Below are 26219 nucleotides of genomic sequence, written 5' to 3' on the forward strand. Positions count from 1 at the left end.
TTCCTTGTCTTGATTAACGTAATGTCGGGATCGCTTCCTGCAGCGGCTTGCCGTCCAGTTCGCGCTCAAAGCTGCGCAGACGTTTGTAGATGGACATCAGTTCCACCAGCGTCGTCCACGAGCTGATCAGGTACTGGAACGAACCGCGCACCTGGCCGAAAACGTTGGTAATTTGCGTCATCAGCCCGAGGGTAATCGTACCGGCAACGATCGACGGAAACAGCAGGAAAAGGCCGAAAACGTTATCCACCTGCAGATAGAGAATGCGGGCGATATTGAAATACATATAGTGGAAATAGAGACGGAAATAGTTGCGACGCACCGCGCTGAACAGCTCGCGCACCGTCGGCGGCGTGGCGCGGGTTTCATCGTCCTCGCCGTAGACCAGCTCTTTACGATAGGCCGCTTCCACGCGCTGGTTTTTAAACTCCAGACCCGGCAGCTTAATCCCCACCACCGCCAGCAGGCCGGTCCCCATCAGCGACCAGACGATCGCGGCAATCACCAGGCCATACGGCAAGTGACCGACGATGGGCAGGTCGGGAACGTGTTGCGAGAGCGTCACCAGCACCGGCAGGAAGGCGATCAGGGTCATCACCGCGTTGATAAAGCTCACGCCCATATCCTCCAGGGTGGAGGCAAAGCGCATGGTGTCTTCCTGCACACGCTGCGCGGCGCCTTCGATATGGCGCAGATGCTGCCAGTGGGCCATGTAGTGTTCGTTCATCGCCGTGCGCCAGCGGAAGACGTAGTGGCTGACGAAAAAGTTGTTCATCACGCCGATGATCACCGCGATGAGCGCGATGCCGAGAAAGATGCCGATCTCATGATAAAACTGGTTGATGCTGACCTTATGCGGGGTGGCCAGCGCGCTCTGGATCAGGTCATAGAACGGCGCATACCAGGCGTTGATCGCCACCCCCACTTCCACCAGAAACCAGGTGACGAAGATGATGAGCGACGTGCCGAGAATCGACCAGTACTGCCAGCGATGCGGGCAGTAGACAAACCAGAACAGCGCAAACACGCCGACGCAAAACAGATAGTAAGCGTAGAACACCAGATAGTTGAGCGACCAGAAGCGCGCCGCGCTGATCGCCACATCCTGCGATGCCCCGGTGACCCGCAGCAGCCAGTCGCCGCCGCCCGCCTGCCAAAAGATCACCGCCAGCAGCGACCAGATAAAGGCAGAAATAAAAAACGGCCCCGGTTTGGGGAAAAAAGATTTAAACATCATTGTCTCCTGCTAACTTCTTATCGTTCTGCTATTGCTGTATACGACGCATACGTCGGCCGCCGCGTGAAAGCGTTCTCGCGGGGCAGACGGATGATAAGACCGGATATCAACAGCTTAGTTCTGCTGCCAGGCGTGCAGAATTGTTTCTGTGGGTTTCACCTGTAAAGGATTGCCAGGAACGGTCAGCGTACGCCACACCTCATTGTAGTGGGCGATGAGCGTCGCGGCCTGCGCGGCGGGGCGGTTGGCGGTGGTGTGGGCATCTTCCGCGATAACAATGCCGTATCCGCGGCTGGCGCCGTTTTTGATGGTGGTGTCGAGGCAGTAGTCGGTGGCGCAACCGCAGATGACAAACTGCTGAATGTCGTGTTCCCGCAGCACCTGCTCCAGCGAGGTGTGATAGAAGGCGTCGCAGGCGGTTTTAGTGACATAGAGCGCGCCGGCCGGCTGCTCCAGCTCAGGGAGCAGGGCGAAGCCTTCGCTGCCGGCTTCGAGGCCGCCGGCCTCATCATGTTGAATAAAAATAACCTTATCCGCCGCGCGCACCAGACGATTAATTTGCGCGACGCAGCGCTCGCGCGCCAGACGCGGCGTGGCGAACACGCCGTTTTGCATATCCACGACCATCACTACCCGTTGAGCCGCCATTGTTTTCTCCCGCAAACCTTCAGCCAAACGGTCATCATACGCGCCGGCGAAAAAAGCCGATATCCGAAAGCGTAAAAAAGTCTTTTTTACGCACCGTTACCTTTTTCCTGCAGGAATGTCGTGAATCCCGCTTTGTTCTGCGCCACTTCGTAGTATAAATACCCTCTTCTTTTTTATTTATTTAATGGATGATTTCCGTTGAAACGTAGTTTGCTCATTTTTGCTGCGCTGTGCGCGGCGTCGTGGACCTCGGCGCAGGCCGCACAGCCCACCGTTGACCCGGTTTTCGCCTCGGATGTGGTCGATCGTTACGCCAATCATATCTACTACGGCAGCGGCGCCACCGGCATGGCGCTGGTGGTGATCGATGGCAATCAGCGTGTGTTTCGCAGCTTTGGCGAAACCCGCCCCGGGAATAATCAGCACCCGCAGCTCGACTCGGTGATCCGTATCGCCTCCCTTAGCAAACTGATGACCAGCGAGATGCTGGTGAAGCTGCTCGACCAGGGGGTGGTGAAACTCGACGATCCGCTGAGCAAATACGCCCCGCCGGGCGCCCGGGTGCCTGACTGGCAGGGAAAACCGATCACCCTGGTGAATCTCGCGACCCATACCAGCGCCCTGCCGCGCGAACAGCCTGGCGGCGCCGCCCATCGCCCGGTGTTTGTCTGGCCGACCCGCCAGCAGCGCTGGAGCTGGCTCTCTACCGCGACCCTGAAGACCGCGCCGGGCTCGCAGGCGGCCTACTCCAACCTGGCCTTCGATTTGCTGGCGGACGCGCTCTCCACCGCCGCCGGCAAACCTTATCCGCAGCTATTTGAAGAGCAGATCACCCGACCGCTGGGGATGAAGGACACCACCTTTACCCCGTCGCCGGACCAGTGCCAGCGGCTGATGATCCCGGAAAAAGGCGCCAGCCCGTGCAACAACACCCTGGCGGCGATCGGCAGCGGCGGAGTCTACTCGACGCCGGGGGATATGATGCGCTGGATGCAGCAGTTCCTGTCATCCGATTTCTATACCCGCGGCCAGCAGGCCGACCGGATGCAGACGCTGATTTATCAGCGTAACCAGCTGACCCGGGTGATCGGTATGGACGTGCCGGGCCGCGCCGACGCGCTGGGGCTTGGCTGGGTATATATGAAGCCGAAGAATGGCCATCCGGGGATTATTCAGAAAACCGGCGGCGGCGGCGGATTTATCACCTATATGGCGATGAATCCGCAGGCTAACGTCGGCGCTTTTGTGGTGGTGACCCGCTCGCCGTTAACCCGCTTCAACAATATGAGCGATGGCATCAACGACCTGGTCAGCGAACTGAGCGGCGCGCAGCCCAACATGCAGACGGCCAGCCAGTAAGCCCGGAGGAGGTTTCGCCGATGCGACATAACGATCGTTTTGGCGAAACATCCCGCTGCCATTTCAGTTACACTATCGTCTTTCATTTCACAAAATCAGGCAAACCATGACAGATTTAATCACTCGCCCCCGCCGCCTGCGTCAATCCGCTGCACTGCGCGCCCTGTTTGAAGAGACAACACTGAGTTTGAACGACCTGGTGTTGCCGATCTTTGTTGAAGAAGAAATTGATGATTACAAAGCGATCGAGGCTATGCCCGGCGTGATGCGTATTCCGGAAAAATATCTGGCGCGCGAGATCGAACGCATCGCCAATGCCGGCATTCGCTCGGTGATGACCTTTGGTATTTCTCATCACACCGACGCCACCGGCAGCGATACCTGGAATGAAAATGGTCTGGTGGCGCGTATGTCGCGGATCTGTAAGTCCACGGTGCCGGAGATGATCGTCATGTCCGATACCTGCTTCTGCGAATACACCTCCCACGGCCACTGTGGCGTGCTGTGCGACCACGGGGTGGACAACGACGCGACCCTGGAAAATCTCGGCAAACAGGCCGTTGTCGCCGCCGCCGCCGGCGCGGACTTCATCGCCCCTTCCGCCGCGATGGATGGTCAGGTGCAGGCAATTCGCCGCTCACTGGACGCTGCCGGATTCACCAATACGGCGATCATGTCCTACTCGACCAAGTTCGCGTCTTCCTTCTACGGCCCGTTCCGCGAAGCGGCCGGTACCGCGCTGAAGGGCGATCGTAAAACCTATCAGATGAGCCCGATGAACCGCCGGGAAGCCATTCGCGAGTCGCTGCTCGATGAAGCCCAGGGCGCCGACTGCCTGATGGTGAAACCGGCTGGCGCCTACCTGGATATTCTGCGCGATATCCGCGAGCGCAGCGATCTGCCGCTCGGCGCGTATCAGGTCAGCGGGGAGTACGCGATGATCAAATTCGCCGCCCAGGCGGGCGCTATCGATGAAGAGAAAGTGGTTCTGGAAAGCCTTGGCGCGATCAAACGCGCGGGCGCCGACCTGATCTTCAGCTATTTCGCCCTCGACCTGGCCGAGAAAAAAATCCTCCGTTAAGCCTCCCTCTCCCCGGTGGCGCTACGCTTACCGGGGCTACCAAACCTCATCCCCGGTGCGCTGTATTTATCGCGACCACCACACCGTAGCCCGGATAAGGCGCTTGCGCCGCTATCCGGGGACAGGCGCTAACCAATATCTGTAGCTAAAACTTTGCGCGCCGCTTTCCACCTTCTGCGCCTTCTCCTTGGCGTACCGGATTTCGCCTTCTAACGTGTTAAACCACATCATAAATACCGAATTCCAGGAGATCCTGTGGTGGCTTATCGACGTTATTACATTAAGGGGGGAACCTGGTTCTTCACTGTTAACCTTAAAGACCGTAGAAGCATGCACCTAACTGAAAACATAGAATTATTGCGCTACTCTGTCGCTGTTGTTAAACAACATCGCCCCTTTATTATTGATGCCTGGGTGGTGTTGCCTGAACATCTGCATTGCATCTGGACACTACCTCATAATGATGACGATTTTTCTTCACGCTGGAGAGATATCAAAGGCTGTTTTACCAGAACGTTAAAACGACAACCCCTCTGGCAACCGCGCTTCTGGGAGCATGCCATACGCGATGAAGATGATTACCGCCGACACGTTGATTACATCCATATCAATCCACTTAAGCATGGCTGGGTCACCCGGGTGATCGATTGGCCATTTTCAACCTTTCATCGCGATGTCCAGCGCGGGCTATATCCCCCAAATTGGGCTGGCGATAGCTTTGATCTTAGCTGCGGTGAACGCCGATAGCCTCTCCCCGGTGGCGCTGACGCTTACCGGGGCTACAAATCGGCGCCAACCGTAGCCCGGATGAGGCGTTAGCCGCTATCCGGGAAACCTCCCCCGCTGCGAGCGAAACTTCACCCAACTGTAATCTGAACGACATCTCTACCTTCTACTGTCTGGGCAGGACGGAGGAGGAGCCACTATGTTTAGTCTCGACAACGTACTCGATGACCTGTGGCCTCAGGCGAGGCCCGCCCCCTGGCAAAAGAAACTGTTAAAAAAGCTATTTTATGAGGAAGAGTTTCAACAATTTGCCGACCGTCACCGCCACCTGAAGGGGCTTGATACGGTCGAACAGGTGCTGGAATACCTCAATATCCGCTGCGCTATCCCGGCGCACGATCTCGAACAAATCCCCGAATATGGCCCGCTGGTCATTATCGCCAACCACCCCACCGGCACCCTCGACGGCCTGGCGCTCCTGTATGCGGTATCCCGCGTGCGCCGCGATGTCAAAGTGGTCACCAACCGCATGCTCACCCATCTTGAGCCCCTGAGCTCGCTGTTTATCCCGGTGGATAATATTCATGGCCGCACCGCTAAAACGGCGCTGCAGCAGATGGACCAGCAGCTGCAGGCCGGCGGGGTGCTGATCTTCTTCCCGGCGGGGGAAGTCTCCCGCCTCACCCGTCGCGGCATCCGCGATAAAAAATGGCACTCGGGCTTTATTAAGCTGGCGGCAAAATATCGCGCCCCGCTGCTGCCGGCATGGATTAACGCCCACAACAGCGCCCTGTTTTACGCCAGCACCCTGGTCTCCGACAACCTGCCGCTGCTCCTGCTGATGCAACAGATGTTTCGCCGGCGCAACAGCAGCCTGCCGGTGCGTATCGGCCAGCAGATCCCCTGGTCGAGCTGGTTCGATGCCCAGTCCAGCGCTCGCGAGCTTACCGGCCGCTGCTATCAGCACCTTGACCAGCTGCGCAAAGGGCTGCCGGGGCGGTTTAAAACCGAAAGCGCCATCGCCCGTCCGGAAGACCGGGCGCGGCTTAAACGCGAACTGCACAAGGCCGAATGCCTGGGCCGCACCGCCGACGGCAAAGTGATTTACCTCTGGCAGCGCAACGGCCAGGAGGAGGCGCCGCTGCTGCGCGAGCTGGGACGCCTGCGGGAAATCGCCTTCCGCGCGGTCGGGGAAGGCAGCGGCAAACGGCGGGATATCGACCGGTATGACGACGACTATCTGCATCTGATCCTGTGGGATGAAGAAGATCTGGAAATCGTCGGCGCATACCGCTTTATGCCGACGGCCATACAGCTGGCAAAGCGCGGCCTGGAGGGGATCTACAGCTCCAGTCTCTTCCACTACGACGGGCGGATGGACGACATCCTGCAGCACGGCATTGAGCTGGGGCGCAGCTTTATCCAGCCGCGCTACTGGGGTCGACGCGGGCTGGACTATCTGTGGTCCGGCATCGGCGCTTATCTGGCGCGCTATCCGCACTATCGCTATCTGTTTGGCCCGGTGTCGATTTCTGGCGGGCTGCCGCCCGCCGCTCGCGATCTGCTGGTGGCGTTCTACCGGCTGTGGTTCCCGGCGACGCATCCGCTGGCGGAGTCGCGTCGCCCTTATCCGGCGTCGCTACCCGACGTGCTGGCGCAGTTTGGCGGGGAGGATTACAACGACGACCTGGCCCGGCTGAAGTCCCTGCTGGGCAATCTCGGCTGCGCGATCCCGCCGCTGTATAAGCAGTACTCGGAAGTGTGCGAGCCGGGCGGAGTGCAGTTTATCGATTTCGGCAGCGATCCGGATTTCAATAACTGCGTGGATGGTCTGGTGCTGGTGGATCTCACCTACCTGAAGGCGAATCGCTATCAGCGCTATATTGGCGCGCATCTGGGTGCGCAAAAATCGGCATAAACGCTTTTTCCCGGCTTGCGGCGCGTTGCGCCTTAGCCGGGCTACGGTTCACCGTTTCCGACGGTTCGGTAGCCCGGAAAAGCCGCGTCAGGCGCCGCCTCCGGGAAGCAGCGGGCAATGCAGCATCCGCTTTTCCCCGCGGCTCGCGGCTGATACAAGCCTTACCCCGCCCGGTAATACGGCTTATCGCCAAGGATCGTCGCCCGGTGCATGATCCGCCGCTGCGGCAGATAGTCGGCGTTGGCGTAATGCTGGGTTACCCGGTTATCCCAGATAGCGACATCGTTCGGCTGCCAGCGCCAGCGCACCTGAAACTCCGGTTTGGTGATATGGGCAAACAGGAAGCTCAGCAGCGCCGCGCTCTCTTTCTCGGTCACGTCGACAATCCGCGTGGTAAAGCCTTCGTTAACGAACAGCGCCTGCTTGCCGGTCACCGGGTGGGTACGCACCACCGGGTGCAGCAGCGGCGGATGCTTCGCCACCGCCTCCTGCCAGCGCCGATGCTCGGCTTCCGTGTGGTTGTACTTATACTCCTGGAATGATTTACGGAAATCATGTTCCGCATGCAGGCCGCTCAGCAGCTGCCGGAAGGGCTCTGACAGCGCCTCCCAGGCGGCGATACCGCTGGTCCACAGGGTGTCCCCGCCGGTCGTCGGCAACTCTTTCGCCGCCAGAATAGCGCCGGCGGGCGGCGTGTCGATAAAGGTGACATCGGTATGCCAGTTGTCATTATCCGGCGGATTATCGTTATGGGTATCGAGGACGATAATCTCCTCCACGCCTGGGGCGTGAGGGTAGACCGGATGGATATGCAGGTCGCCAAACCGCAGCGCCAGGTCGCGCTGTTGCGCCGGGGTGATATTTTGCTCGCGCAGGAATACCACCTGATGACGCAGCACAGCGTGATACAGCTGTTCAAACTGGTTGTCGCTCAGCGGACGGGTTAAATCCGCCCCGGTCACCTGCGCGCCAATATACGGCCCCAGCGGGGTAATGCTCAGACGTTCACTCATTGTACTTCTCCATGCCAGGGCGTCAGGCGCCGCTGCAGCGCGCGCAGACCCAGTTCCAGTAAAAAGGCGATAATGGCAATCACCGCGATCCCCGCCAGCACCACATCGGTGGCGAGAAACTCGCCGGCGGACTGCACCATAAACCCTAACCCGCGGGTGGCGGCGATCAGCTCAGCGGCCACCAGCGTTGACCAACCGACGCCAAGACCAATGCGCAGCCCGGTGAGGATCTCCGGCAGCGCGCCGGGCAGGATCACCAGCCACAGCACCTGCGCCCGGCTGGCGCCCAGCGAACGGGCGGCGCGAATCCGCACCTGCTGCGCGCTTTTTACCCCCGCCAGCGCCGACATCGCTACCGGGGCGAAAATCGCCAGGTAGATCAGCAGGATCTTCGACGTTTCACCGATGCCAAACCAGATCACCATCAGCGGTAAGTAGGCCAGCGGCGGCACCGGACGATAAAGCTCGATCAGCGGATCGAGGATCCCGCGCACCGTTGAGTTGAGCCCCATGGCGATCCCCACCGGCACGCCGATCAGCACCGCCGCCAGCAGAGCGATAACGATCCGCGTCAGGCTCGCCGCCAGGTGCTGCCAGAGCGTCGCATCCATAAAGCCCTGCGGCCCGGCGATAGTGATAAGCTTCTGCAGCACCTGGCCCGGCGGCGGCAGAAATAGCGGGCTAATCAGCTGCAGCGCCGCGACCGCCCACCAGACGGCCAGTAACACCGCCAGGGTCGCCGCGCTGAGGGTGAGCTGACGGGAGAGCGGCCAGCGCCACTTCAGCGTCAGTTGACGCGGTTTGTCGTTCAGTACCACGCTCATGAGAAAGCCTCCCGTTGGTCAAACACCCGGCTCAGAATGTATTCCCGCTGTTCAATAAACCGCGGGTCGGATTTGATGCTGCGGCAGGGTTCGCCCGCGACAAAGCGGCGGCTGAAATCCAACGGCAGCCGCTCCACCACCCGCCCCGGCCCCGGCGACAGCAGCACCAGCTCGGTCGCCATAAAGATGGCCTCTTCAATGTCATGGGTGATGAGCAGCACCTGTTTGCCGGTCTCATGCCAGAGCGTCAGCAGCAGCGTTTGCATCTGCTCGCGGGTAAAGGCGTCAAGCGCGCCGAAGGGCTCATCCAGCAGCAACAGCTGCGGATTCGCCGCCAGCGCCCGGGCGATGCCCACCCGCTGGCGTTGACCGCCGGACAGCTGCCAGATAAAGCGCTTTTCCGCCCCTTCGAGGCCAACCTTTTTCAGCATCTGCGCCGCCGCTTGCCGCCGCTGCGCTTTATCCACGCCCGCCAGCTGCAGCCCCAGCGCCACGTTATCCTGCACATTGCGCCATGGCAGCAGGCCTTCGTTCTGGAAGACCACGCCGCGCTCTGCGCCCGGCCCGGTCACCCGCTGACCTTCGAGGGTGATGCTGCCGTGCTGATAGGGCACGAATCCGGCAATCAGGTTCAGCAGGGTAGTTTTACCGCAGCCCGAAGGCCCCAGCACCACCAGCAGCTCCCCACTCTCCAGCGTCAGGTTGATATCCGCCAGCGCCGGTTTACCGCCGTAGTCGGCGGAAAGATGCGAGATTTGCAGCATCGCCGCCTCCTTTACTTCACGAAACGGTCAGTAACGTACTGACGATAATCGGTTCCCGCCGCAGGCACTTTGCCCTGCTCTTTCAGAAAGCGCGCGGTATCGACGATGGCCTGATTGACCGGCCCATTCAGCGCCTGCGCCTGCTCAGCGGCGGTCAGGTAGGTGTTCCCCTTCACCAGCCCGGGGACATCGGCTTCCGGCACGCCGCTCAGGCGCGCCAGCTTGCTGATGTGGTCCGGCTGTTTCAGCCATGCCTCCGGGTTGGCGATGTAGGGCTGCTGGGCGTCGATGGCGCTTTTAGCAAACGCTTTGACGATCTCCGGATGCTGCTCGGCGAAGTCCTTACGGACCACCCAGACGTCGAGGGTCGGTGCGCCCCACTCCCCGACCTGCGCGGAATCGGTCAGCACCTTGCCCTCTTTTTCCAGTTCGTTAACCGCTGGCGCCCAGACGTAAGCCCCGTCGATATCCCCGCGCTGCCAGGCGGCGATAATCGCCGGCGGCTGCAGGTTAATAATCTGCACCTGGCCCGGCTTGATGCCCCAGTGTTTGAGCGCCGACAGCAGGCTGTAGTGGGTGGTGGAGATAAACGGCACGGCAATGCGCTTGCCGATCAGATCTTCCGGTTTGGTGATGCTTTTCTTCACCACCAGCGCTTCGGAGTTGCCGAGCTTTGAGGCGAGCAGGAACACTTCAATCGGCACCTGCTGGCTGGCGGCCACCGCCAGCGGGCTGGAGCCGATATTGCCGATCTGCACATCGCCGGAGGCCAGGGCGCGCACCACGCTGGCGCCGCTGTCAAATTTCCGCCAGTCGACGGTCGCCCCGCTGGTTTTGGCGAAGGTGTTGTCCGCCTGGGCGACTTTCGCCGGCTCAGCGGAGGTTTGATACGCCACGGTCACATTGACCGCCTGCGCCTGGAAGGCGGCGACGGCCAGCGCCGCCAGAAGAGTAATTCGCGATGTGAATGCCATAATGTCTGCTTCCCCTGAGTTGTTATAGGTGCAGTATTTCCGGCATCAGGATGGAGATGAAGTAATTAAAAATTCTGGCTAATAGCGAATCGTTTTTAGAACAAAAGCGGGAAAGGATAGTTGATTTTGAGCGGTTGGTTGGTGGCAGAGGGTTGGCGCCGGGTGGCGGCTGCGCCTTGTCCGCCCTACGGATCGCGCAAGGTGTAGGCCGGGTAAGCGCAGCGCCACCCGGCAAAAAACTCAGCGCTTCGCGTTAAGCTCAGCAATATCCTGCGGCGTGGTGCGGCAGCAGCCGCCGATCAGCTTCGCCCCGGCCGCCAGCCACTGCGGCAGATAATCCGCCAGGCTGGCGCAGGCTTCGCCATGATGGTGCCAGGTCTTGCTCACCGCATCATAATGCTCGCCGGAGTTAGGATAGACCACCAGCGGCAGCGCCGTCAGGCTGTGCAAATGCGCCAGCGCCGCGGGCGTATTTTCCAGCGCGATACAGTTGATCCCCACCGCCACCACCTGTGGGTTATCCGCCAGAGCGGCCATCACCTCGCGCAGCGGCGTGCCATCGCTGAGATGTTCGGCGTCGCGCAGCGTGAAGGAGTACCAGGCGCGGGCGCGGGGATACTCCTGCAGCAGGGCTGTCAGGGCCAGGATCTCGGCGAATGACGGCAGGGTTTCACAGGCCAGCAGGTCAGCGCCCGCATCCAGCAGCGCTTCGACGCGCGGGCGGTGGAAGGCCTGGAACTCTGCCGCGCTGCGCTGATAATCGCCGCGATACTCCGAGCCGTCGGCGAGAAAGGCGCCATACGGCCCCACCGAACCGGCGACCAGCAGCGTGCCGGCCTGCGGATTCTCAGCGAGGTACGCCTCGCGCGCTTTGCGCGCCAGCTCAACGCTTTTGCCGATCAGCGCCCGGGACTGCGCATCATCCAGGCCGCGCGCGGCAAAGCCGGCGGGAGTGGCCTGATAGCTGGCGGTGATCGCCACCTGCGCCCCGGCGCGAAAGTAGTCGAGATGCACATCGCGGATCAGCTGCGGGTTCTCCAGCAGCACTTTCGCCGACCACAGGCTGTCAGCCAGATCGCAGCCGCGGGCCTCCAGCTCGGTGGCCATGGCGCCGTCCAGCAGCACAAAAGGCTGGGCGGCAAGCAGGGCGGTAAACGGATTAGTCTGCGACATGTTGTGGCTCCTGAGTCATTTTCCGTGAACGAGTAAGATACCAGGCACCATAGCACAGGGCCACAAAGGGGATCCCGCACCACAGCGCAATTCTCTGGCTCGGGTCAAAAGCGAGGCCCACGCAGGCCACCAGGCACAGCACAAAGCCCAGAATCGGCACCACCGGATACCAGGGGGCGCGATACTGCAGATCGCTCAGCGCCTTACCCTGCTGCAGATGGCGGCGGCGGAACATAAAGTGCGAGGCGCAGATGCTCAACCACACCGCCACCACCGCAAAGCCGGAGATCGCCGACAGCGCCACAAACACCGTATCGGGCGCCACCACGCTGGAGAACAGCGCCAGCACGCCGCCCAGCATACTCACCGACAGCGCGGTCACCGGCACGCCCCGTTTATTGACTTTGGCAAAGCAGGCCGGCAGCGTCTTCTCGTTCGACAGCGACCAGAGCATCCGCCCGGAAGCGTACAGGCCGGAGTTGGCCGCCGAGAGGATCGCCGTCAGGATCACGAAGTTGAAAATATCCGCCGCGTAAGGGATGCCCACCTTTTCAAACACCAGCACGAAGGGGCTTTTCTCCACCCCGGCCTGTTGCATCGGGATCAGCGCCGCCAGCACAAACACGGTGCCGATAAAGAAAATAATCAGCCGGGCGATGGTGGTGCGGATGGCGACCGGAATGACCTTATGCGGGTTTTCCGTCTCTCCGGCGGCAATGCCGATAAGCTCCGTCCCGGAGAAGGCGAAGTTCACCGCCACCATGGTCATCAGGATCGGCAGGCCGCCGTGCGGGAACCAGCCTTCGGCGGTGAGATTGCGCAGGCCCGGCGCCGGGGAGCCATCCTGCATCGGAATGATGCCGAAAATGGCCGCGCCGCCGAGAATAATAAACGCGATGATGGTGATCACTTTCACCAGCGAGAACCAGAACTCGCCTTCGGCGAAGAAGCGGGTCGAAATGATGTTAAGACCGAAAATCACCGCGCAGAACACCACGCACCAGATCCAGACCGGCACCTGCGGGAACCAGTACTGCATACAGAAGCCGGCGGCGGTGAAGCTCGAACCCAGCGCCACCGTCCACGTCAGCCAGTAGAGCCACGCCACGGTATAGCCCGTCGCCGGGCCAAGGTAGCGCGCCGCGTAAACATGGAAGGCGCCGGTCTCCGGCATCGCCACCGACAGTTCGCCGAGGCACTGCATCACCAGCCAGACCACCAGGGCGCCAATCAGATACGCCAGCAGCGTTCCGGCCGCGCCGGTGGTGGAGATGATATAGCCGGTATTAAAGAACAGGCCGGTGCCAATCACGCCGCCGAGCGACAGCATGATCAGATGGCGCGTTTTCATGGTGCGCTTCAGTTGCCCACCTTGTTGTTGTGTTGTGCTTTGCATTTTATTTTCTCACGCCAGCCCGCTTGCCCGGGCCATGATGCGTATAAACGTATAGACATCTAAACATCCAAAAGAAGAAGTGTTATACCGTGCCACCGCGGAAAAAGCAAAGCCGCTGCACCAGGTCGCGCGCCGACAGCGTGCAGCCTGCCCCATTTTTGCGCAGCGCCGGTGAGCGCGCCACGGGCTGGCGCCTCATCGCGGCGGACAACGTTCTGGCACTCTCTTTGCAGCCTGTCGTTCAGAACCTTTCTATCTGGCGAGGCAACACGTATGACAGAGCAAACCACCACCTTAAAAAGAACGCTCGGCAGTTTTCGTTTATGGGGGATCGCCGTCGGACTGGTGATATCCGGGGAGTACTTCGGCTGGAGCTACGGCTGGTCGCAGGCGGGCACGATGGGGTTTATGGTCGTCGCCCTGGCGGTCGCCGCCATGTACTGCGCCTTTATTTTCAGCTTTACCGAGCTGACCACCGCCATCCCGCACGCTGGCGGCCCTTTCGCCTACGCCTACCGCGCCTTCGGGCCCACCGGCGGCTTTATCGCCGGTTTTGCCACCCTGATTGAATTCGTCTTCGCCCCGCCGGCCATCGCCATGGCCATCGGCGCCTACCTCAACGTGCAGTTTCCGGCGCTGGATCCGAAGTGGGTCGCCTGCGGCGCTTACGTGATCTTTATGACGCTCAATATCCTCGGCGTCGGCATCGCCGCCACCTTCGAGCTGATCGTCACCCTGCTGGCCATCTTCGAGCTGCTGGTGTTTATGGGCGTGGTCGCCCCCGGCTTCTCCTGGAGCCACTTCACCGCCAACGGCTGGGCGGGCGCGGAAAGCTTTAGCGGCCTGGCGCTGCCGGGGATGTTCGCCGCCATTCCGTTCGCTATCTGGTTTTTTCTCGCCATTGAGGGGGCTTCCATGGCCGCCGAAGAGGCCAAAGATCCGCAGCGCACCATTCCGCGCGCCCTGGGCGGAGGCATTCTGACGCTGACGGTGCTGGCGATCGGCGTGATGGTATTCGCCGGCGGCGTCGGCGACTGGCGCGCGCTGTCCAATATCAACGACCCGCTGCCTCAGGCGATGAAGACGGTAGTGGGCAACGGCAGCGGCTGGCTGCATATGCTGGTGTGGCTGGGGCTGTTTGGCCTCGTCGCCTCCTTCCACGGCATCATTATGGGCTACTCGCGGCAGATCTACTCCCTCGCCCGCGCCGGCTATCTGCCCGCCGGGCTGGCCTCCCTCAACCGCCGCACCCGCACCCCGCATCTGGCGATCCTCGCCGGCGGCGTGGTGGGTATCGCCGCGATCTTCTCCGACTCGCTGATCACCATCAGCGGCATGCCGTTGACCGCCTGCATCGTCACCATGTCGGTATTTGGGGCTATTGTTATGTATATCACTTCCATGGCGGCGCTGTTCAAACTGCGCCGTAGCGAGCCGAAGCTGATCCGTCCGTTCCGCGCGCCGCTCTACCCGCTGGCGCCGGCCTTTGCCCTCGGCATGGCGGTGATCTGCCTGGTGGCGATGGTCTGGTATAACCTGCTGCTGGCGCTGATTTTCGCGGCGATGATGCTCGGCGGCTACCTGTGGTTCCGCAAAACCGCAGCGGCCCGTGAACGGGCGCCAGTGGATCCTCAACTGCGCACGGTCTCCTGAGGAGGCGGCATGTATAAAACCACGCTATCGGGCCAGGTATGGCGCTTTGATAGTCTGAAAACGCTGATGGCGAAAGCGTCGCCGGCCCGCTCCGGCGACGCCCTGGCGGGCGTTATCGCCCACTCGGCCGAAGAGCGGATGGCGGCGAAAATGACCCTCGCCGAGGTGCCGCTGACCGACATTCTCGACAACCCGCTTATCCCCTACGAGCAGGACGAAGTGACCCGCCTGATCCTCGACACCCATGATGCGCAGGGCTTTGCCGCCCTGCGTCACCTGACGGTCGGCGATTTCCGCGACTGGCTGCTGGACGATGCCACCGATACCGCCACGCTGCAGCGGGTCGCCCGCGCTATCACCCCGGAGATGGCGGCGGCGGTAAGCAAGCTGATGCGCAATCAGGATCTGATCCTCGCCGCCAGCAAATGTCAGGTGGTGACGCGCTTTCGCAACACCATCGGCCTGCCCGGCCACCTCAGCGTGCGCCTGCAGCCCAATCATCCCACCGATGACCTGAAAGGCATCGCCGCCAGTATGCTCGACGGACTGCTGTACGGCGCCGGGGATGCGGTGATCGGCATCAACCCGGCCAGCGACAGCTTACCGGTGCTGGCGCAGCTGAACGTGATGCTGGACGATATTATCCAGCGCTTCGCCATTCCCACCCAGTCCTGCATTCTGACCCACGTCACCAATACGCTGCAGCTGATTGAGCGCGGCGCGCCGGTGGATCTGGTGTTTCAGTCGGTGGCGGGAACCGAAGCGGCCAACAGCGGCTTCGGCATCAACCTTGCCATGCTGCAGGAGGCCCGCGAGGCGGCCCTCAGCCTCGGTCGCGGCACCCTCGGCAACAATGTAATGTATTTTGAGACCGGCCAGGGGAGCTGCCTGTCGGCCAACGCCCACCACGGCGTCGACCAGCAGACCTGCGAGGCGCGGGCCTACGCCGTCGCCCGCCACTTTGAACCGCTGCTGGTCAATACGGTGGTCGGCTTTATCGGTCCGGAGTATCTCTACGACGGTAAGCAGATTATTCGCGCCGGGCTGGAGGATCACTTCTGCGGCAAGCTGATGGGTCTGCCGATCGGCTGCGACGTCTGCTATACCAACCACGCGGAAGCGGATCAGGATGATATGGACACCCTGCTGACCCTGCTGTGCGCCGCCGGGCTCACCTTCCTGATCGGCGTGCCAGGGGCGGACGATATCATGCTTAATTACCAGAGCACCTCGTTCCATGACGCGCTCTACGCCCGTCGTCTGCTGGGCTTAAAGCATGCCCCGGAGTTCGCCGACTGGCTGGCGAAGATGCAAATTATCGATCCGCACGGCGCGCTGCGGCTCACCGATGCCCGCCATCCGCTGCTGTCCGTTCTGCCGCAAGGAGCCCCCGTATGAACCGTCCCGACGCCTGGAACCCGCTGCGTGAATTTACCGATGCGCGGATCGCCCTGGGCCGCAGCGGCGCCAGCCTGCCGACCCGCGAAGTACTTAACTTTGGTCTGGCCCACGCCAGAGCGCGGGACGCCATTCATCAGCCGTTCGCCAGCCAGCAGCTGGTGGCGCCGCTGGCGGCGCTCGGCCTCGACACCCTGACGGTGCACAGCGCCGCGCCGGACCGTCATACCTATCTGCGGCGCCCGGATCTCGGGCGGCAGCTCGCCGACGAGAGTCGCGCCGACCTCGCCGCCAGCGGCGTCCGCCCCGCCGACCTGCTGCTGGTGATCGGCGACGGCCTCTCTTCCTGGGCGGTAGAGCGCCAGGCGGTGCCGTTGATCCGCGCCCTGCTGCCCTGGCTGCAGACGCTGGGGATCGGCCTGGCGCCGGTGGTGCTGGCCCATCAGTCGCGGGTGGCGCTGGGGGATGATATTGGCGAAACCCTGAAAGCCCGCGCGGTGGCGATCCTGATTGGCGAACGACCGGGCCTCTCCTCGCCGGACAGCCTCGGCGTCTACCTCACCTGGCAGCCCCATCGGCAGCGGCTGGAGTCGGAGCGCAACTGTATCTCCAATATTCGCCCGGAAGGGCTGAGCCATGACGCCGCCGCCTTTAAACTGGCCTGGCTGCTGGAGCAGGCTTTTTTACGACGGCTTACCGGCGTGCGCCTGAAAGATGAAAGCGATAATCCGGCGCTGCATGGAAAAATAAAACCATTGACCCCTTTAAAATAATAAGTCACGCGAGCCGAAGAATAGATTTTTAATATTACCTGGCGCACCTGAATATTATATTCGGGTGCGCGCTGAAATCGCCCGGCGGCGCTTCGCTGGCGCGAGCCTGTGGAAACCGTTCAACCGGTTTATAGTGCGTATTTTCCAGGCCGGATAAGTCGCCAGTCGCTACCCGGAAAAATACGTTCAGCGTATCAAAAGCCGTGTTGTCACCAGCCTTATGCCCTTGCCTGCAGGTAATAAGAATATTGCATGAGTAAAAACGAAACGGACGTTGTAAGGTAATTCAGCGCCTTAAAAAATACCCGTCATACTTTAAGTTGCATGTGCGTTGGCTGCGTTCTCTCCCCCCAGTCACTGACTTCTGCAAGCGCCTGGGGACTCGCTCACATGCCGCCTTCATGCGACTCGAATTATTTAGGGTATATATCTCGTTATCTATTCAACATAACAGCCAATAATTCGCCAGATACGCTGGCGAATTATTCCTCAATGTTATGCAGTCATTGATGGTTAAAGATAAATAATCGACCGACGGAGAAATACCAATGAAATCGTTTTCCGGGAAAGCGTCTTTAATGGCCACGCTGGTAGCCGCGCTGGCCGGCGCGAGCAGCGCGCAGGCAGCGGAAATTAAAATCGGGGTGGTATTACCCCTGAGCGGCGCCCTCAGCGGCTATGGTCAGCCGTCGCAGAAAGGGCTGGACATTATTCAGACCATCACCCCGACGTTAAAAAATGGCGATACCATCAAGCTTATCGTTATCGATGATAAAAGCGACAAAGTCGAAGCGGCCAACGCCATGCAGCGGCTGGTCTCCAGCGATAAAGTGGATGCCGTGATCGGGGAAGTTACCTCCTCCAACACCCTGGCGATGACCAAGATCGCCGACGACAGCAAAACGCCGCTGGTCTCCTCCACCGCCACCAACGACCGCGTCACCCGCAACCATCCGTACGTCAGCCGGGTCTGCTTCTCGGACAGCTTCCAGGGGGTGGTCGGGGCCAATCTGGCCTCCCGCGATCTGAAAGCCAAAACCGCCGCCATCGTGTTTGACAGTAGCAACGATTACTCCGTCGGCCTGGCGAAAGCGTTCCGCACCCAATTCCTGAAAAACGGCGGCACCATTCCCATCGAGGTACAGGCCCCGGGAGGCAGCAAGGACTTTAAAGCCCAGCTGGCGAGCGTCAAGGCGAAGAATGTCGACATGATTTATATGCCGATCTACTACACCGAAGGGGCGCTGATTGCCGTGCAGTCAAAACAGCTGGGGCTCAACAAACCGGTGGTGGGCGGCGACGGTCTGGCCGCAGATCAGGTCTTCTTCGATGTGGGTAAAGACGCGGTCAACGGCTATATGACCACCGATTACTACTCGCCGAACGCCAAAGAGCAGACCCCGGCCGGGGAAACCTTCATCAAAGCCTGGGAAGCCAAATACCAGCAGCCGACCCATACCTGGGGCGCAATGGCGGCGGACGCCTATAACGTTATCGTCAACGCCATGAACCAGTGCAGCGATCCCCACGATCGGGTCTGCGTGAATGAAAAAATCCGCGCCACCAAAGATTTCCAGGGCGTGACCGGCACGCTGACGTTACAGAACGGCGACGCCATTCGCAGCGCGGTCATCAACGAAGTGAAAGATGGCAAGCTGGCGTTTCGTACCGTGGTTAACCCTTAAGTTGTGACGAGGCTACAAAATGGACGGCGCCATTTTTCTCCAGCAAGTGGTCAATGGAATGAGTCTTGGGGGCATGTACGCCCTGATTGCCATCGGTTATACGATGGTTTATGGCGTGCTAAGGCTGATCAACTTCGCCCATGCGGACGTGATGATGGTCGGCGCGTTTAGTACGCTGTTTTTATTTTCTTCGGTTGGGCTACCCTTCGGGGTAGCCGTTTTCCTGACTCTCGGGCTGTGCGGCCTGTTTGGCATGCTGATTGACCGGGTCGCCTATCGTCCGCTGCGCCAGGCCTCGAAAATTTCCATGCTGATCACCGCCATCGGCGTCAGCTTCTTCCTCGAAAACCTGTTTAACGTGCTGTTTGGCGGCAGCTCGCGCTTCTTCTCCGCCCCTGACTTTTTCAACCAGACCCGGGCCTTCGGCAGCGTCATCATTACCAACGTGGCGTGGATTGTGCCGCTGATCACCGTCCTGCTGCTGCTGGCGATCCTCTGGCTGCTGTACCGCACCCGCTATGGAATGGCGATCCGCGCGGTAGCCTTTGACGTCAACACCGTGCGTCTGATGGGCATTGACGCCAACCGGATCATCTCCCTGGTCTTCGCCCTCGGCAGCAGCCTCGCGGCGCTCGGCGGCGTGTTCTACTCCATCAGCTACCCGACGATCGATCCCCTGATGGGCGTGCTTATCGGCCTGAAGGCCTTCGCCGCCGCCGTGCTGGGCGGGATCGGCAGCGTCACCGGCGCGGTGCTGGGCGGCTTTATCCTCGGTTTTACCGAGGTGGTCGCGGTGGCGATCTTCCCCGAACTGGGCGGCTATAAAGACGCTTTCGCCTTCCTGTTCTTGATTCTGGTCCTCTTGTTCCGCCCGGTCGGCATTATGGGCGACGAACGTCTGGAAAGGAGCCGTTTCTGATGCTCAACGCGACGACCACCGCCGGGGCGCAGCTGCGCAACCTGGCCATTATTGTCATCTGTATCGCGCTGCTGGCCGGAATCAACGTGGTTTTCAATGACTACATTGTTCGCGTCATCAGCACCATTTTTATCTTTATGATCCTCGCGGTCAGCTACAACCTGATCAACGGCGTGACCGGCCAGCTGTCGCTGGAGCCGAACGGCTTCGTGGCGGTAGGCGCCTACGTCACCGCCCTGCTGATCCTCTCCAGCGACAGCAAAATAGATATGTTTGAAATGGCCGCCCCCAGCCCGTGGATCCTCAGCCTGCACGCGGGCTTCCTCCCCGCCCTGCTGATAAGCGGCCTGTGCGCGGCGGCGCTGGCGGTGTGCCTCGCCGTACCGGTCTTCCGGGTGCGCGGCGACTACCTGGCCATCGTCACCCTCGGCTTCGGGTTTATCATCAAGATCCTCGCCATTAACAACCCGCAAATCACCAACGGCGCCATCGGGCTGAACGATATTCCCCAACAGCCGCATCTCCTGTTCTGGTGCGGCCTGTTCGCCCTGCTGGCTACCGGCATGATCCTCCAGCTGGTGTGGTCGAAGTATGGCCGGATGATGAAAGCCATTCGCGACGACGAAGATGCGGCGATCGCCATGGGGGTCAACACCTTCCGCATTAAAACCTGCGCCTTCGCCACCAGCGCCTTCTTCGAAGGGATCGGCGGCGGTCTGCTGGCTTCCCTGCTGACCACCATTTCCCCGGGGCTGTTCGACTTTATGCTCACCTTCCAGCTGCTGATTATTATCGTCCTCGGCGGACTCGGCAGCACCACCGGCGCCCTGCTCGGCACCGTGCTGGTGGTCGGCAGCGGCGAGTGGCTGCGCTTTCTCGACCAGCCGCTGCAGTTCTTCGGTCACGATCTCGGCGCCTATCCGGGCCTGCGAATGGTGGTCTTCTCCCTGCTGCTGCTGATCATCATGCTTTTCGCCCGCGAAGGGCTGCTGGGGAAAAAAGAGATTTGGCAGATGGGAAGAAGGAACAGCAGCTATGGCGGAAAATAAAATCATCCTGCAGGTGCAGGACGTCACCATGCAGTTTGGCGGCCTGCGGGCCATCGACAACGTTAGCTTCCATGTTGACGAAGCGGAGATCTTTGGCCTTATCGGCCCGAACGGCGCGGGCAAAACGACCCTGTTTAACGTCATCACCGCCAACTATAAGCCCACCAGCGGCAGCGTCACCCTCGCGGGCACCTCGCTGAAGGGGCTAAAGCCCAACCAGGTGGTCAACGCCGGGATCGCCCGCACCTTCCAGAATATCCGTCTGTTTAACTCGATGACGGTGCTGGAGAACGTGATGGTCGGGCTTGACCGCGCCAGCCGCTATTCGTTGCTGGAGGCGGCCCTGCACATTGGCCGCTACTTTCCGGCCGAGCGGGCGGCGAAGGCCAAAGCGATGGCCATTCTGGAAGACATCGGCATCGCCCACTTCGCCCATATGCAGGCCACGAACCTGAGCTATGGCAACCAGCGCAAAGTGGAGATCGCCCGCGCGCTGGCCACCTCGCCGAAGCTGCTGCTGCTCGATGAGCCGGCCGCCGGGATGAACCCGAAGGAGACCGAGGATCTGGCGGAGCTGATCTTCCGCATGCGCCATGACTATCAGCTCAGCGTCCTGTTAATCGAGCACGATATGCCCTTCGTCAACCGCCTGTGCGAACGGGTGATGGTCCTGGAGTATGGTAAGCCATTGTTCAGCGGCCTGATGGCCGAGGCGATCCAGCATCCGGACGTCATTTCCGCTTATCTGGGAGAAGCCAATTATGCTTAACGCCAGGGAACTGAAGGTCTTTTACGGCGTGATCCAGGGACTGAAAGGCGTCGATATCGATGTTTATGACCGTGAGATCGTCACCCTGATCGGCAGCAATGGCGCCGGTAAAACCTCCACCCTCAATGGGATCGTCAACCTGGTGCGCTCCAGCGGGCGCGTCAGCTTCCTCAACGACGATATCTCGCGCAGCCAGACCCACCAGATCGTACGTCGCGGGCTGGCGCTGGTGCCGGAGGGACGCCGGGTCTTTACCAACCTGACCATCGAAGAGAACCTGCGCATGGGCGCTTACAATAATCTCGCCGGCTACACCCGCCTGCGCGATCGTATGTACGCCCTCTTTCCACGGCTCAAGGAGCGGCGTCATCAGATGGCGGGCACCATGAGCGGCGGCGAGCAGCAGATGCTGGCCATCGCCCGGGCGCTGATGAGCGAGCCGGTGTTATTGATGCTGGATGAACCAAGCCTCGGGCTGGCGCCGAAAATTGTCGGCGAGCTGTTCGGCATCATTAAGCAACTGCGCGAAGAGAATATGACGGTGCTGCTGGTGGAGCAGAATGCGACGGCCGCGCTGGCGATCGCCGATCGGGCGTATGTCCTGGAGAATGGCCGGATCACCTTGTCAGGCGCGGCGCGGGAGATGCTGACTAACCCGGAAATTAAGCGGATGTATCTGGGGGGATAAGGGTGGTTAAAACTGCCTGGGCTGCGGCGGCGCCTCCTGCGATGCCGCAACCTCAGGCAGTCTCTTGCTACACAAAGCACACCTCGTTCCAGTAGGCTTCTCGCGTCCTGCGTCGCTCAGTATGTCTTATCATGACGGAACCACCGGGTTTCCACGTTGCCAATGTCCACGCCGTAGAGGCTGGCCACCGGCAGGATCGCCTCCATGACGCGTTGGGTATCTTGCTGTCCGGCTTCACCGTTGGACAAAAAAGCCAGCCAGCCCGTTAACCGTTGCCACAATGCCACTTTCGTTTTCTCCTCTGTCGGGAAGCGAATCGCCTGGGTCTATTTCAACCACAGTTGGCCGGGCGCGGGAAATATTAATTCCGAATTTGCAATCCTGGCTGGCGCATATTACGCCCGGTCCTGTCACCCTCACCCTCTCTCCGGAGGGAAAGAGGGCCGTTCGGCTGTCGTTGCCGCACCGGTATACACCGCGGGGCCACAGGGAAAGGCACATACCATTTTTAACGGATATGTTCTGATAGCTATGAAATGGCTCCTGAAACCTACGGGCGTGCAGCGGGCCCGATTCCCGCTGAAATCGGCGAACCGGAGGTCGGCAGACAAGGGCTGGCCGCCATGGAGGGCGGCCAGAGGCGATTCGAGACACGACAAAATTGCCGGGAGCAATTTTGAACAGCGCTTGCGCTGGCCCCGCAGGGGCGAGTCCCAGGGATGGGACGAGTAGTATCGAGTTGAGCCGACCGCAGGCTGATGACCGGGAGGTGAGCGTAGTGCGCAGCACCGATTTCTCTGCGGGACCGGGGGGATTGTAAAGGGGAGACGGTTTTCTCCCCCTTTACCCGTTCACCGGCAAAGAACCACCATTTTCTCGCAAACGCAAAGTGAACGGAAAATTACCCCTATCCCTCACCCTCTCTCCGGAGGGAAAGAGGACCGCCCGGCAGTCGTGACTGCGCCGGTAAAACGCTACCTGCGCATAAAGAATACCCACAGGTTTGTTAAGTTCTTTTTCGTTATAGATAAGAATTTTTTCTTCTTTGCCGCCGACGGGGAATGTGTGGGAGCGTGATGTCCACAAAACAAAACAGGGATTCAGGGGAAAAAATATGCGCAACAAAACCACAAAAATCGCACTGGCGCTGGGTATGCTGCTGCTCGCCTCGCAGGCGCAGGCCGACCAGCTGGCTGACATCAAAGCCGCCGGCGTCGTGAAAGTCGCCACCTTTGACGCCAACCCGCCGTTCGGCTCCGTGGACGCCAAAACCCACCATATCGTCGGCTACGACGTCGACTTTGCCCAGGCGCTGGCGAAAGCGCTCGGCGTCAAACTCGAACTGGTGGCCACTAACCCGGCCAACCGTATTCCGCTGCTGCAGTCCGGCAAAGCCGACCTGATCGTCGCCGACATTACCATCACCCCGGAGCGGGCCCAGGTTATTGATTTCTCAACGCCGTATTTCGTCACCGGCCAGCAGTTCCTCGTGCCGGCCGGCTCTCCGGATAAGCTTGATGAGTACAGCAAAGCGCGCATCGGCGCGGTGAAAGGCACCACCGGCGAACAGGCGCTGCACCAGCGTTTCCCGCAGGCTCGCGTCCTCTCCTATGACGATATTCCGCTGGCCCTGACCGCCCTGCGCAACGGCAACGTCCAGGCCATCACCCAGGACAGCACCATCCTTGCCGGTCTGCTGGCGGAAGCGCCGGATAAAGCCAAGTTTAAAATTCTGCCCGACCTGCTCAGCAAAGAAGAGATTGGCGTGGGGGTGAAGAAAGGCGAACCAGCCCTGCTGAAGGCCGTCAACGATGAGCTGGTGAAGCTGGAGAAAACCGGCGAAGCTGCGAAAATTTACGATGTCTGGTTTGGCCCTGCCACTAAAACGCCGCAGCCGCGCGCCTTTACCATAGAAGCGAAATAATATGTTCTCGGGTTTATTCTCCCACTCCGCGGCCCCGGCCGCGGATTTTTCACGTCTACAGCGCGCCAGCATTACCTTTCGTGAGGTGGCCAAGCGCTACGGCGATCATCAGGTGCTTAACGCCATCAACCTGCAGGTCGATCCCGGCGAAGTGGTGGCGATCCTCGGCCCTTCCGGATCGGGAAAATCGACGCTGATCCGCCTGATCAACCAGCTCGAATCCTTAAGCGGCGGCGAGATCCTGATCGACGGCAAACCCACCAGCCGGCTGAGCGGCAGCGCCTTGCGCCAGCTGCGCAGCCGCGTCGGCTTTGTCTTCCAGCAGTTCAACCTTTACGCCCACCTGACGGCGCAGGAGAACATCACGCTGGCGCTGGAGCGCGTCCACGGCTGGGGAAAAAGCGCGGCACAGGAGCGAGCGCTGGCGCTGCTGCGTCAGGTTGGGCTGGAGGAGAAAGCGCAGCAGATGCCGGCGCAGCTCTCCGGCGGCCAGCAGCAGCGGGTGGCGATCGCCCGCGCCCTGGCCTCCTCGCCGCAGATTATCCTGTTCGATGAGCCCACTTCGGCCCTCGACCCGGAGATGATCGGCGAAGTTTTGCAGGTGATGAAAAACCTCGCCCACAGCGGGATCACCATGCTGGTGGTGACCCACGAGATGCAGTTTGCCCGCGAAATTGCCGACCGGGTGGTGTTTATCGACGGCGGCGACATTCTCGAGGTCGCCCCGCCGGCTGAGTTTTTCGCCCATCCGCAGCATGCCCGCGCGCGGCGTTTTCTGCAGAAGGTGCTGGATCCGCTGCACCAGGAGAGCCTCGAGTGACGCCGATGCTTGACTGGCACGGCGTCCTGAGCGGACAGCCGTTGCAATGGATTATCTCTGGTTTTCTCACCACCGTCTGGGTCAGCGTCGCCGGGATCCTGCTCGCCACTCTGCTGGCGGTCCTGCTGCTGGCCCTGCGTCTCGGCGGCGGCCGCGCGGGGCGCGGGCTGGTGGCCGCGTGGGTCTCGCTGTTTCGCAATACCCCGCTGCTGGTCCAGCTGCTGTTCTGGTACTTTGCCGCCTGGAACCTGCTGCCGCTGGCGGTGAAGAACGTGGTGAACGACGAGCACGCCTGGTCCATTCTGCCGGGCAACGTCTGGTGGCTGACGCCGGAGTTCCTCTGCTCAATGTGGGGGCTGGGGGTTTTTACCTCCGCCTTTCTGGTGGAAGAGATCGCCTCCGGACTGCGCGCCGTCAGCCACGGGCAGCGGGAAGCCGCGCTGTCGCAGGGCTTTACGCCGTGGCAGGAGCTGCGCTTTATCCTTCTGCCGCAGGGGCTGGCCAACGCCTGGCAGCCGATTGTCGGCCAGTATCTCAACCTGATGAAACTCTCATCGCTGGCCAGCGGCATCGGCTTTGCGGAACTGACCTATCAGGTGCGGCAGATTGAGAGCTATAACGCGCACGCCCTGGAGGCTTTTGCCGTCGGCACCGCGCTGTACCTGGCGCTGGGGGTGGCGATGGGCGTGGCGCTAACGCGTCTCGGCCCGGGAAGAAAACTGCAACGGAGCGCCCAACATGAACGCTAATCTGGCGGTGATCGCCGATAACCTTGATTACCTGCTGTGGGGCCGGCTGGCGGAGGGCCAGCCCGGCGGCGTGGCCCTGACCCTGCTGATGGCTATCGGCGCCACGCTGCTGGCGCTGCCGGGAGGCATTGCGCTGGCGGGCCTGGCCTGGCGCTACGGCGGACTGACGCGGCGTCTGCTGTTTCTGTGGGCGGAAATTATCCGCGGCATCCCGCTGATATTTGTCATCTTCTGGCTGTGGTATCTGCTGCCGATGCTGACCGGCGGCGATCTGCCCGGCGCGGTGACCGTGACCCTGGCGCTGGCGTGGTTTACCGCCGCCTCGGTGATGCACTCGGTGCTGGCCGGGCTGCAGTCGCTGCCGAAAGGTCAGTATGAGGCGGCGCTGACTCAGGGCTTCGCCCCCGGGCAAACGCTGCGCCTGGTGCTGCTCCCGCAGGCGCTGCGCAACGTTCAGCCGTCGCTGGTGGGGATCTTTATCGGCCTGCTGAAGGACACTTCGCTGGCGTTTATCGTCAACGTCCCGGAGCTGACCACCGTGGCCGGCCAGGTCAACAACCGGGTGCAGATCTATCCCCTGGCGATCTTCGTCTTCACCGGCGCGGTGTACTACCTGCTGTGCTGCGGTCTGAGCCTGCTGGCCAGCCGGCGCTTTACCCGCCGTGCGACCGCCGGGTAA

General features: G+C 61.0%; 27 protein-coding genes. 16 read left to right on the forward strand and 11 right to left on the reverse strand.

The annotated features are described in order from the left end of the window. Positions 1-13: 13 nt before the first annotated feature. Both sbmA and ABLX76_RS08565 read right to left on the reverse strand, forming a co-directional pair. A complete protein-coding gene (sbmA, locus tag ABLX76_RS08560; RefSeq protein ID WP_032453450.1) occupies positions 14-1234 on the reverse strand; it encodes a peptide antibiotic transporter SbmA in 1221 nt (406 codons plus the stop codon). Between the two features lie 117 nt (positions 1235-1351). Beyond that, positions 1352-1864 carry an isochorismatase family protein gene (locus ABLX76_RS08565; protein WP_072096510.1) on the reverse strand — a complete coding sequence of 171 codons (513 nt, stop codon included), beginning with the start codon at positions 1862-1864 and terminating at the stop codon, positions 1352-1354. A gap of 219 nt (positions 1865-2083) precedes the next feature. Between ABLX76_RS08565 and ampH the strand changes: the two genes are divergently transcribed. The 4 genes from ampH to ABLX76_RS08585 all read left to right on the forward strand — a co-directional run bounded on the left by ampH (position 2084) and on the right by ABLX76_RS08585 (position 6969). Then, positions 2084-3244: a D-alanyl-D-alanine-carboxypeptidase/endopeptidase AmpH gene (gene ampH, locus ABLX76_RS08570; protein WP_044521218.1), complete on the forward strand. Its 1161-nt coding sequence runs from the start codon at positions 2084-2086 to the stop codon at positions 3242-3244. A 106-nt stretch (positions 3245-3350) separates the two neighbouring features. Next, complete coding sequence (gene hemB / locus ABLX76_RS08575) at positions 3351-4325, forward strand: porphobilinogen synthase (RefSeq protein ID WP_002890201.1); 975 nt, start codon at positions 3351-3353, stop codon at positions 4323-4325. Positions 4326-4580: 255 nt separating this feature from the next. Continuing rightward, on the forward strand, positions 4581-5072 hold the full coding sequence (locus tag ABLX76_RS08580) for a transposase (RefSeq protein WP_072013399.1): 492 nt from the start codon (positions 4581-4583) through the stop codon (positions 5070-5072). A gap of 178 nt (positions 5073-5250) precedes the next feature. Then, on the forward strand, positions 5251-6969 hold the full coding sequence (locus ABLX76_RS08585; protein ID WP_072422257.1) for a GNAT family N-acyltransferase: 1719 nt from the start codon (positions 5251-5253) through the stop codon (positions 6967-6969). Positions 6970-7130: 161 nt separating this feature from the next. Here the strand turns inward: ABLX76_RS08585 and tauD are convergent, their stop codons facing one another. The 7 genes from tauD to ABLX76_RS08620 all read right to left on the reverse strand — a co-directional run bounded on the left by tauD (position 7131) and on the right by ABLX76_RS08620 (position 13324). Beyond that, positions 7131-7982 (reverse strand): taurine dioxygenase, encoded by an 852-nt coding sequence (gene tauD / locus ABLX76_RS08590; RefSeq protein WP_023288563.1) that lies wholly within the window; start codon positions 7980-7982, stop codon positions 7131-7133. Next, positions 7979-8806, reverse strand: coding sequence for a taurine ABC transporter permease TauC (tauC, locus tag ABLX76_RS08595; RefSeq protein WP_348874424.1), 828 nt, complete (start codon positions 8804-8806; stop codon positions 7979-7981). The genes tauD and tauC overlap by 4 nt, the downstream gene beginning before the upstream one ends. Then, positions 8803-9570 (reverse strand): taurine ABC transporter ATP-binding subunit, encoded by a 768-nt coding sequence (gene tauB, locus ABLX76_RS08600; RefSeq protein ID WP_023288561.1) that lies wholly within the window; start codon positions 9568-9570, stop codon positions 8803-8805. The genes tauC and tauB overlap by 4 nt, the downstream gene beginning before the upstream one ends. An 11-nt stretch (positions 9571-9581) precedes the next feature. Further along, entirely contained in the window at positions 9582-10544 is a 963-nt protein-coding gene (gene tauA, locus ABLX76_RS08605; RefSeq protein ID WP_087849702.1) for a taurine ABC transporter substrate-binding protein, read from the reverse strand. Between the two features lie 240 nt (positions 10545-10784). Then, on the reverse strand, positions 10785-11717 hold the full coding sequence (mmuM, locus tag ABLX76_RS08610) for a homocysteine S-methyltransferase (RefSeq protein WP_348874425.1): 933 nt from the start codon (positions 11715-11717) through the stop codon (positions 10785-10787). After that, entirely contained in the window at positions 11704-13113 is a 1410-nt protein-coding gene (gene mmuP, locus ABLX76_RS08615) for an S-methylmethionine permease (RefSeq protein ID WP_032453383.1), read from the reverse strand. Before mmuP ends, mmuM begins: the two co-directional genes overlap by 14 nt. An 82-nt stretch (positions 13114-13195) precedes the next feature. Beyond that, positions 13196-13324 (reverse strand): hypothetical protein, encoded by a 129-nt coding sequence (locus ABLX76_RS08620; protein ID WP_072199122.1) that lies wholly within the window; start codon positions 13322-13324, stop codon positions 13196-13198. 62 nt (positions 13325-13386) lie between these two features. On the opposite strand from ABLX76_RS08620, the gene eat reads away from it, so the two are divergent. Genes eat through eutC form a run of 3 tightly spaced genes read left to right on the forward strand, consistent with a single transcriptional unit; the run spans position 13387 to position 16937 of the window. Beyond that, positions 13387-14766: an ethanolamine permease gene (gene eat / locus ABLX76_RS08625; protein WP_023288557.1), complete on the forward strand. Its 1380-nt coding sequence runs from the start codon at positions 13387-13389 to the stop codon at positions 14764-14766. 9 nt (positions 14767-14775) lie between these two features. Continuing rightward, positions 14776-16164, forward strand: a complete 1389-nt coding sequence (locus ABLX76_RS08630) for an ethanolamine ammonia-lyase subunit EutB (protein WP_023288556.1) — start codon at positions 14776-14778, stop codon at positions 16162-16164. Next, positions 16161-16937, forward strand: a complete 777-nt coding sequence (gene eutC / locus ABLX76_RS08635) for an ethanolamine ammonia-lyase subunit EutC (RefSeq protein ID WP_023288555.1) — start codon at positions 16161-16163, stop codon at positions 16935-16937. The genes ABLX76_RS08630 and eutC overlap by 4 nt, the downstream gene beginning before the upstream one ends. A 442-nt stretch (positions 16938-17379) precedes the next feature. On the opposite strand, the gene ABLX76_RS08640 is transcribed toward eutC, so the two are convergent. Further along, the gene (locus ABLX76_RS08640) at positions 17380-17523 is read right to left on the reverse strand and encodes a hypothetical protein (RefSeq protein ID WP_032428606.1); all 144 of its coding nucleotides are present in this window, start codon (positions 17521-17523) and stop codon (positions 17380-17382) included. On the opposite strand from ABLX76_RS08640, the gene ABLX76_RS08645 reads away from it, so the two are divergent. From ABLX76_RS08645 to ABLX76_RS08665, 5 genes are read left to right on the forward strand one after another with little or no spacing between them, the layout of a single operon-like run. Next, the gene (locus tag ABLX76_RS08645; RefSeq protein WP_072096492.1) at positions 17516-18622 is read left to right on the forward strand and encodes an ABC transporter substrate-binding protein; all 1107 of its coding nucleotides are present in this window, start codon (positions 17516-17518) and stop codon (positions 18620-18622) included. The genes ABLX76_RS08640 and ABLX76_RS08645 overlap by 8 nt on opposite strands. A gap of 19 nt (positions 18623-18641) precedes the next feature. Then, on the forward strand, positions 18642-19541 hold the full coding sequence (locus tag ABLX76_RS08650; RefSeq protein WP_002890128.1) for a branched-chain amino acid ABC transporter permease: 900 nt from the start codon (positions 18642-18644) through the stop codon (positions 19539-19541). Next, positions 19541-20590, forward strand: coding sequence for a branched-chain amino acid ABC transporter permease (locus ABLX76_RS08655; RefSeq protein WP_049013815.1), 1050 nt, complete (start codon positions 19541-19543; stop codon positions 20588-20590). Before ABLX76_RS08650 ends, ABLX76_RS08655 begins: the two co-directional genes overlap by 1 nt. Then, on the forward strand, positions 20577-21359 hold the full coding sequence (locus tag ABLX76_RS08660) for an ABC transporter ATP-binding protein (RefSeq protein ID WP_032453292.1): 783 nt from the start codon (positions 20577-20579) through the stop codon (positions 21357-21359). The genes ABLX76_RS08655 and ABLX76_RS08660 overlap by 14 nt, the downstream gene beginning before the upstream one ends. Further along, entirely contained in the window at positions 21352-22047 is a 696-nt protein-coding gene (locus ABLX76_RS08665; RefSeq protein WP_004204908.1) for an ABC transporter ATP-binding protein, read from the forward strand. The genes ABLX76_RS08660 and ABLX76_RS08665 overlap by 8 nt, the downstream gene beginning before the upstream one ends. A 116-nt stretch (positions 22048-22163) precedes the next feature. On the opposite strand, the gene ABLX76_RS08670 is transcribed toward ABLX76_RS08665, so the two are convergent. After that, the gene (locus tag ABLX76_RS08670) at positions 22164-22334 is read right to left on the reverse strand and encodes a hypothetical protein (protein WP_002890108.1); all 171 of its coding nucleotides are present in this window, start codon (positions 22332-22334) and stop codon (positions 22164-22166) included. Between the two features lie 827 nt (positions 22335-23161). On the opposite strand from ABLX76_RS08670, the gene ABLX76_RS08675 reads away from it, so the two are divergent. From ABLX76_RS08675 to ABLX76_RS08690, 4 genes are read left to right on the forward strand one after another with little or no spacing between them, the layout of a single operon-like run. Next, entirely contained in the window at positions 23162-23971 is an 810-nt protein-coding gene (locus ABLX76_RS08675; protein ID WP_002890106.1) for an ABC transporter substrate-binding protein, read from the forward strand. A gap of 1 nt (position 23972) precedes the next feature. Next, on the forward strand, positions 23973-24791 hold the full coding sequence (locus tag ABLX76_RS08680; protein ID WP_023288551.1) for an amino acid ABC transporter ATP-binding protein: 819 nt from the start codon (positions 23973-23975) through the stop codon (positions 24789-24791). After that, complete coding sequence (locus tag ABLX76_RS08685) at positions 24788-25540, forward strand: amino acid ABC transporter permease (protein WP_023288550.1); 753 nt, start codon at positions 24788-24790, stop codon at positions 25538-25540. The genes ABLX76_RS08680 and ABLX76_RS08685 overlap by 4 nt, the downstream gene beginning before the upstream one ends. Continuing rightward, the gene (locus ABLX76_RS08690) at positions 25530-26219 is read left to right on the forward strand and encodes an amino acid ABC transporter permease (RefSeq protein WP_017900979.1); all 690 of its coding nucleotides are present in this window, start codon (positions 25530-25532) and stop codon (positions 26217-26219) included. Before ABLX76_RS08685 ends, ABLX76_RS08690 begins: the two co-directional genes overlap by 11 nt.

The sequence above is a fragment of the Klebsiella sp. JB_Kp004 genome (genome assembly GCF_040065795.1).
Lineage (GTDB): Bacteria > Pseudomonadota > Gammaproteobacteria > Enterobacterales > Enterobacteriaceae > Klebsiella > Klebsiella quasipneumoniae.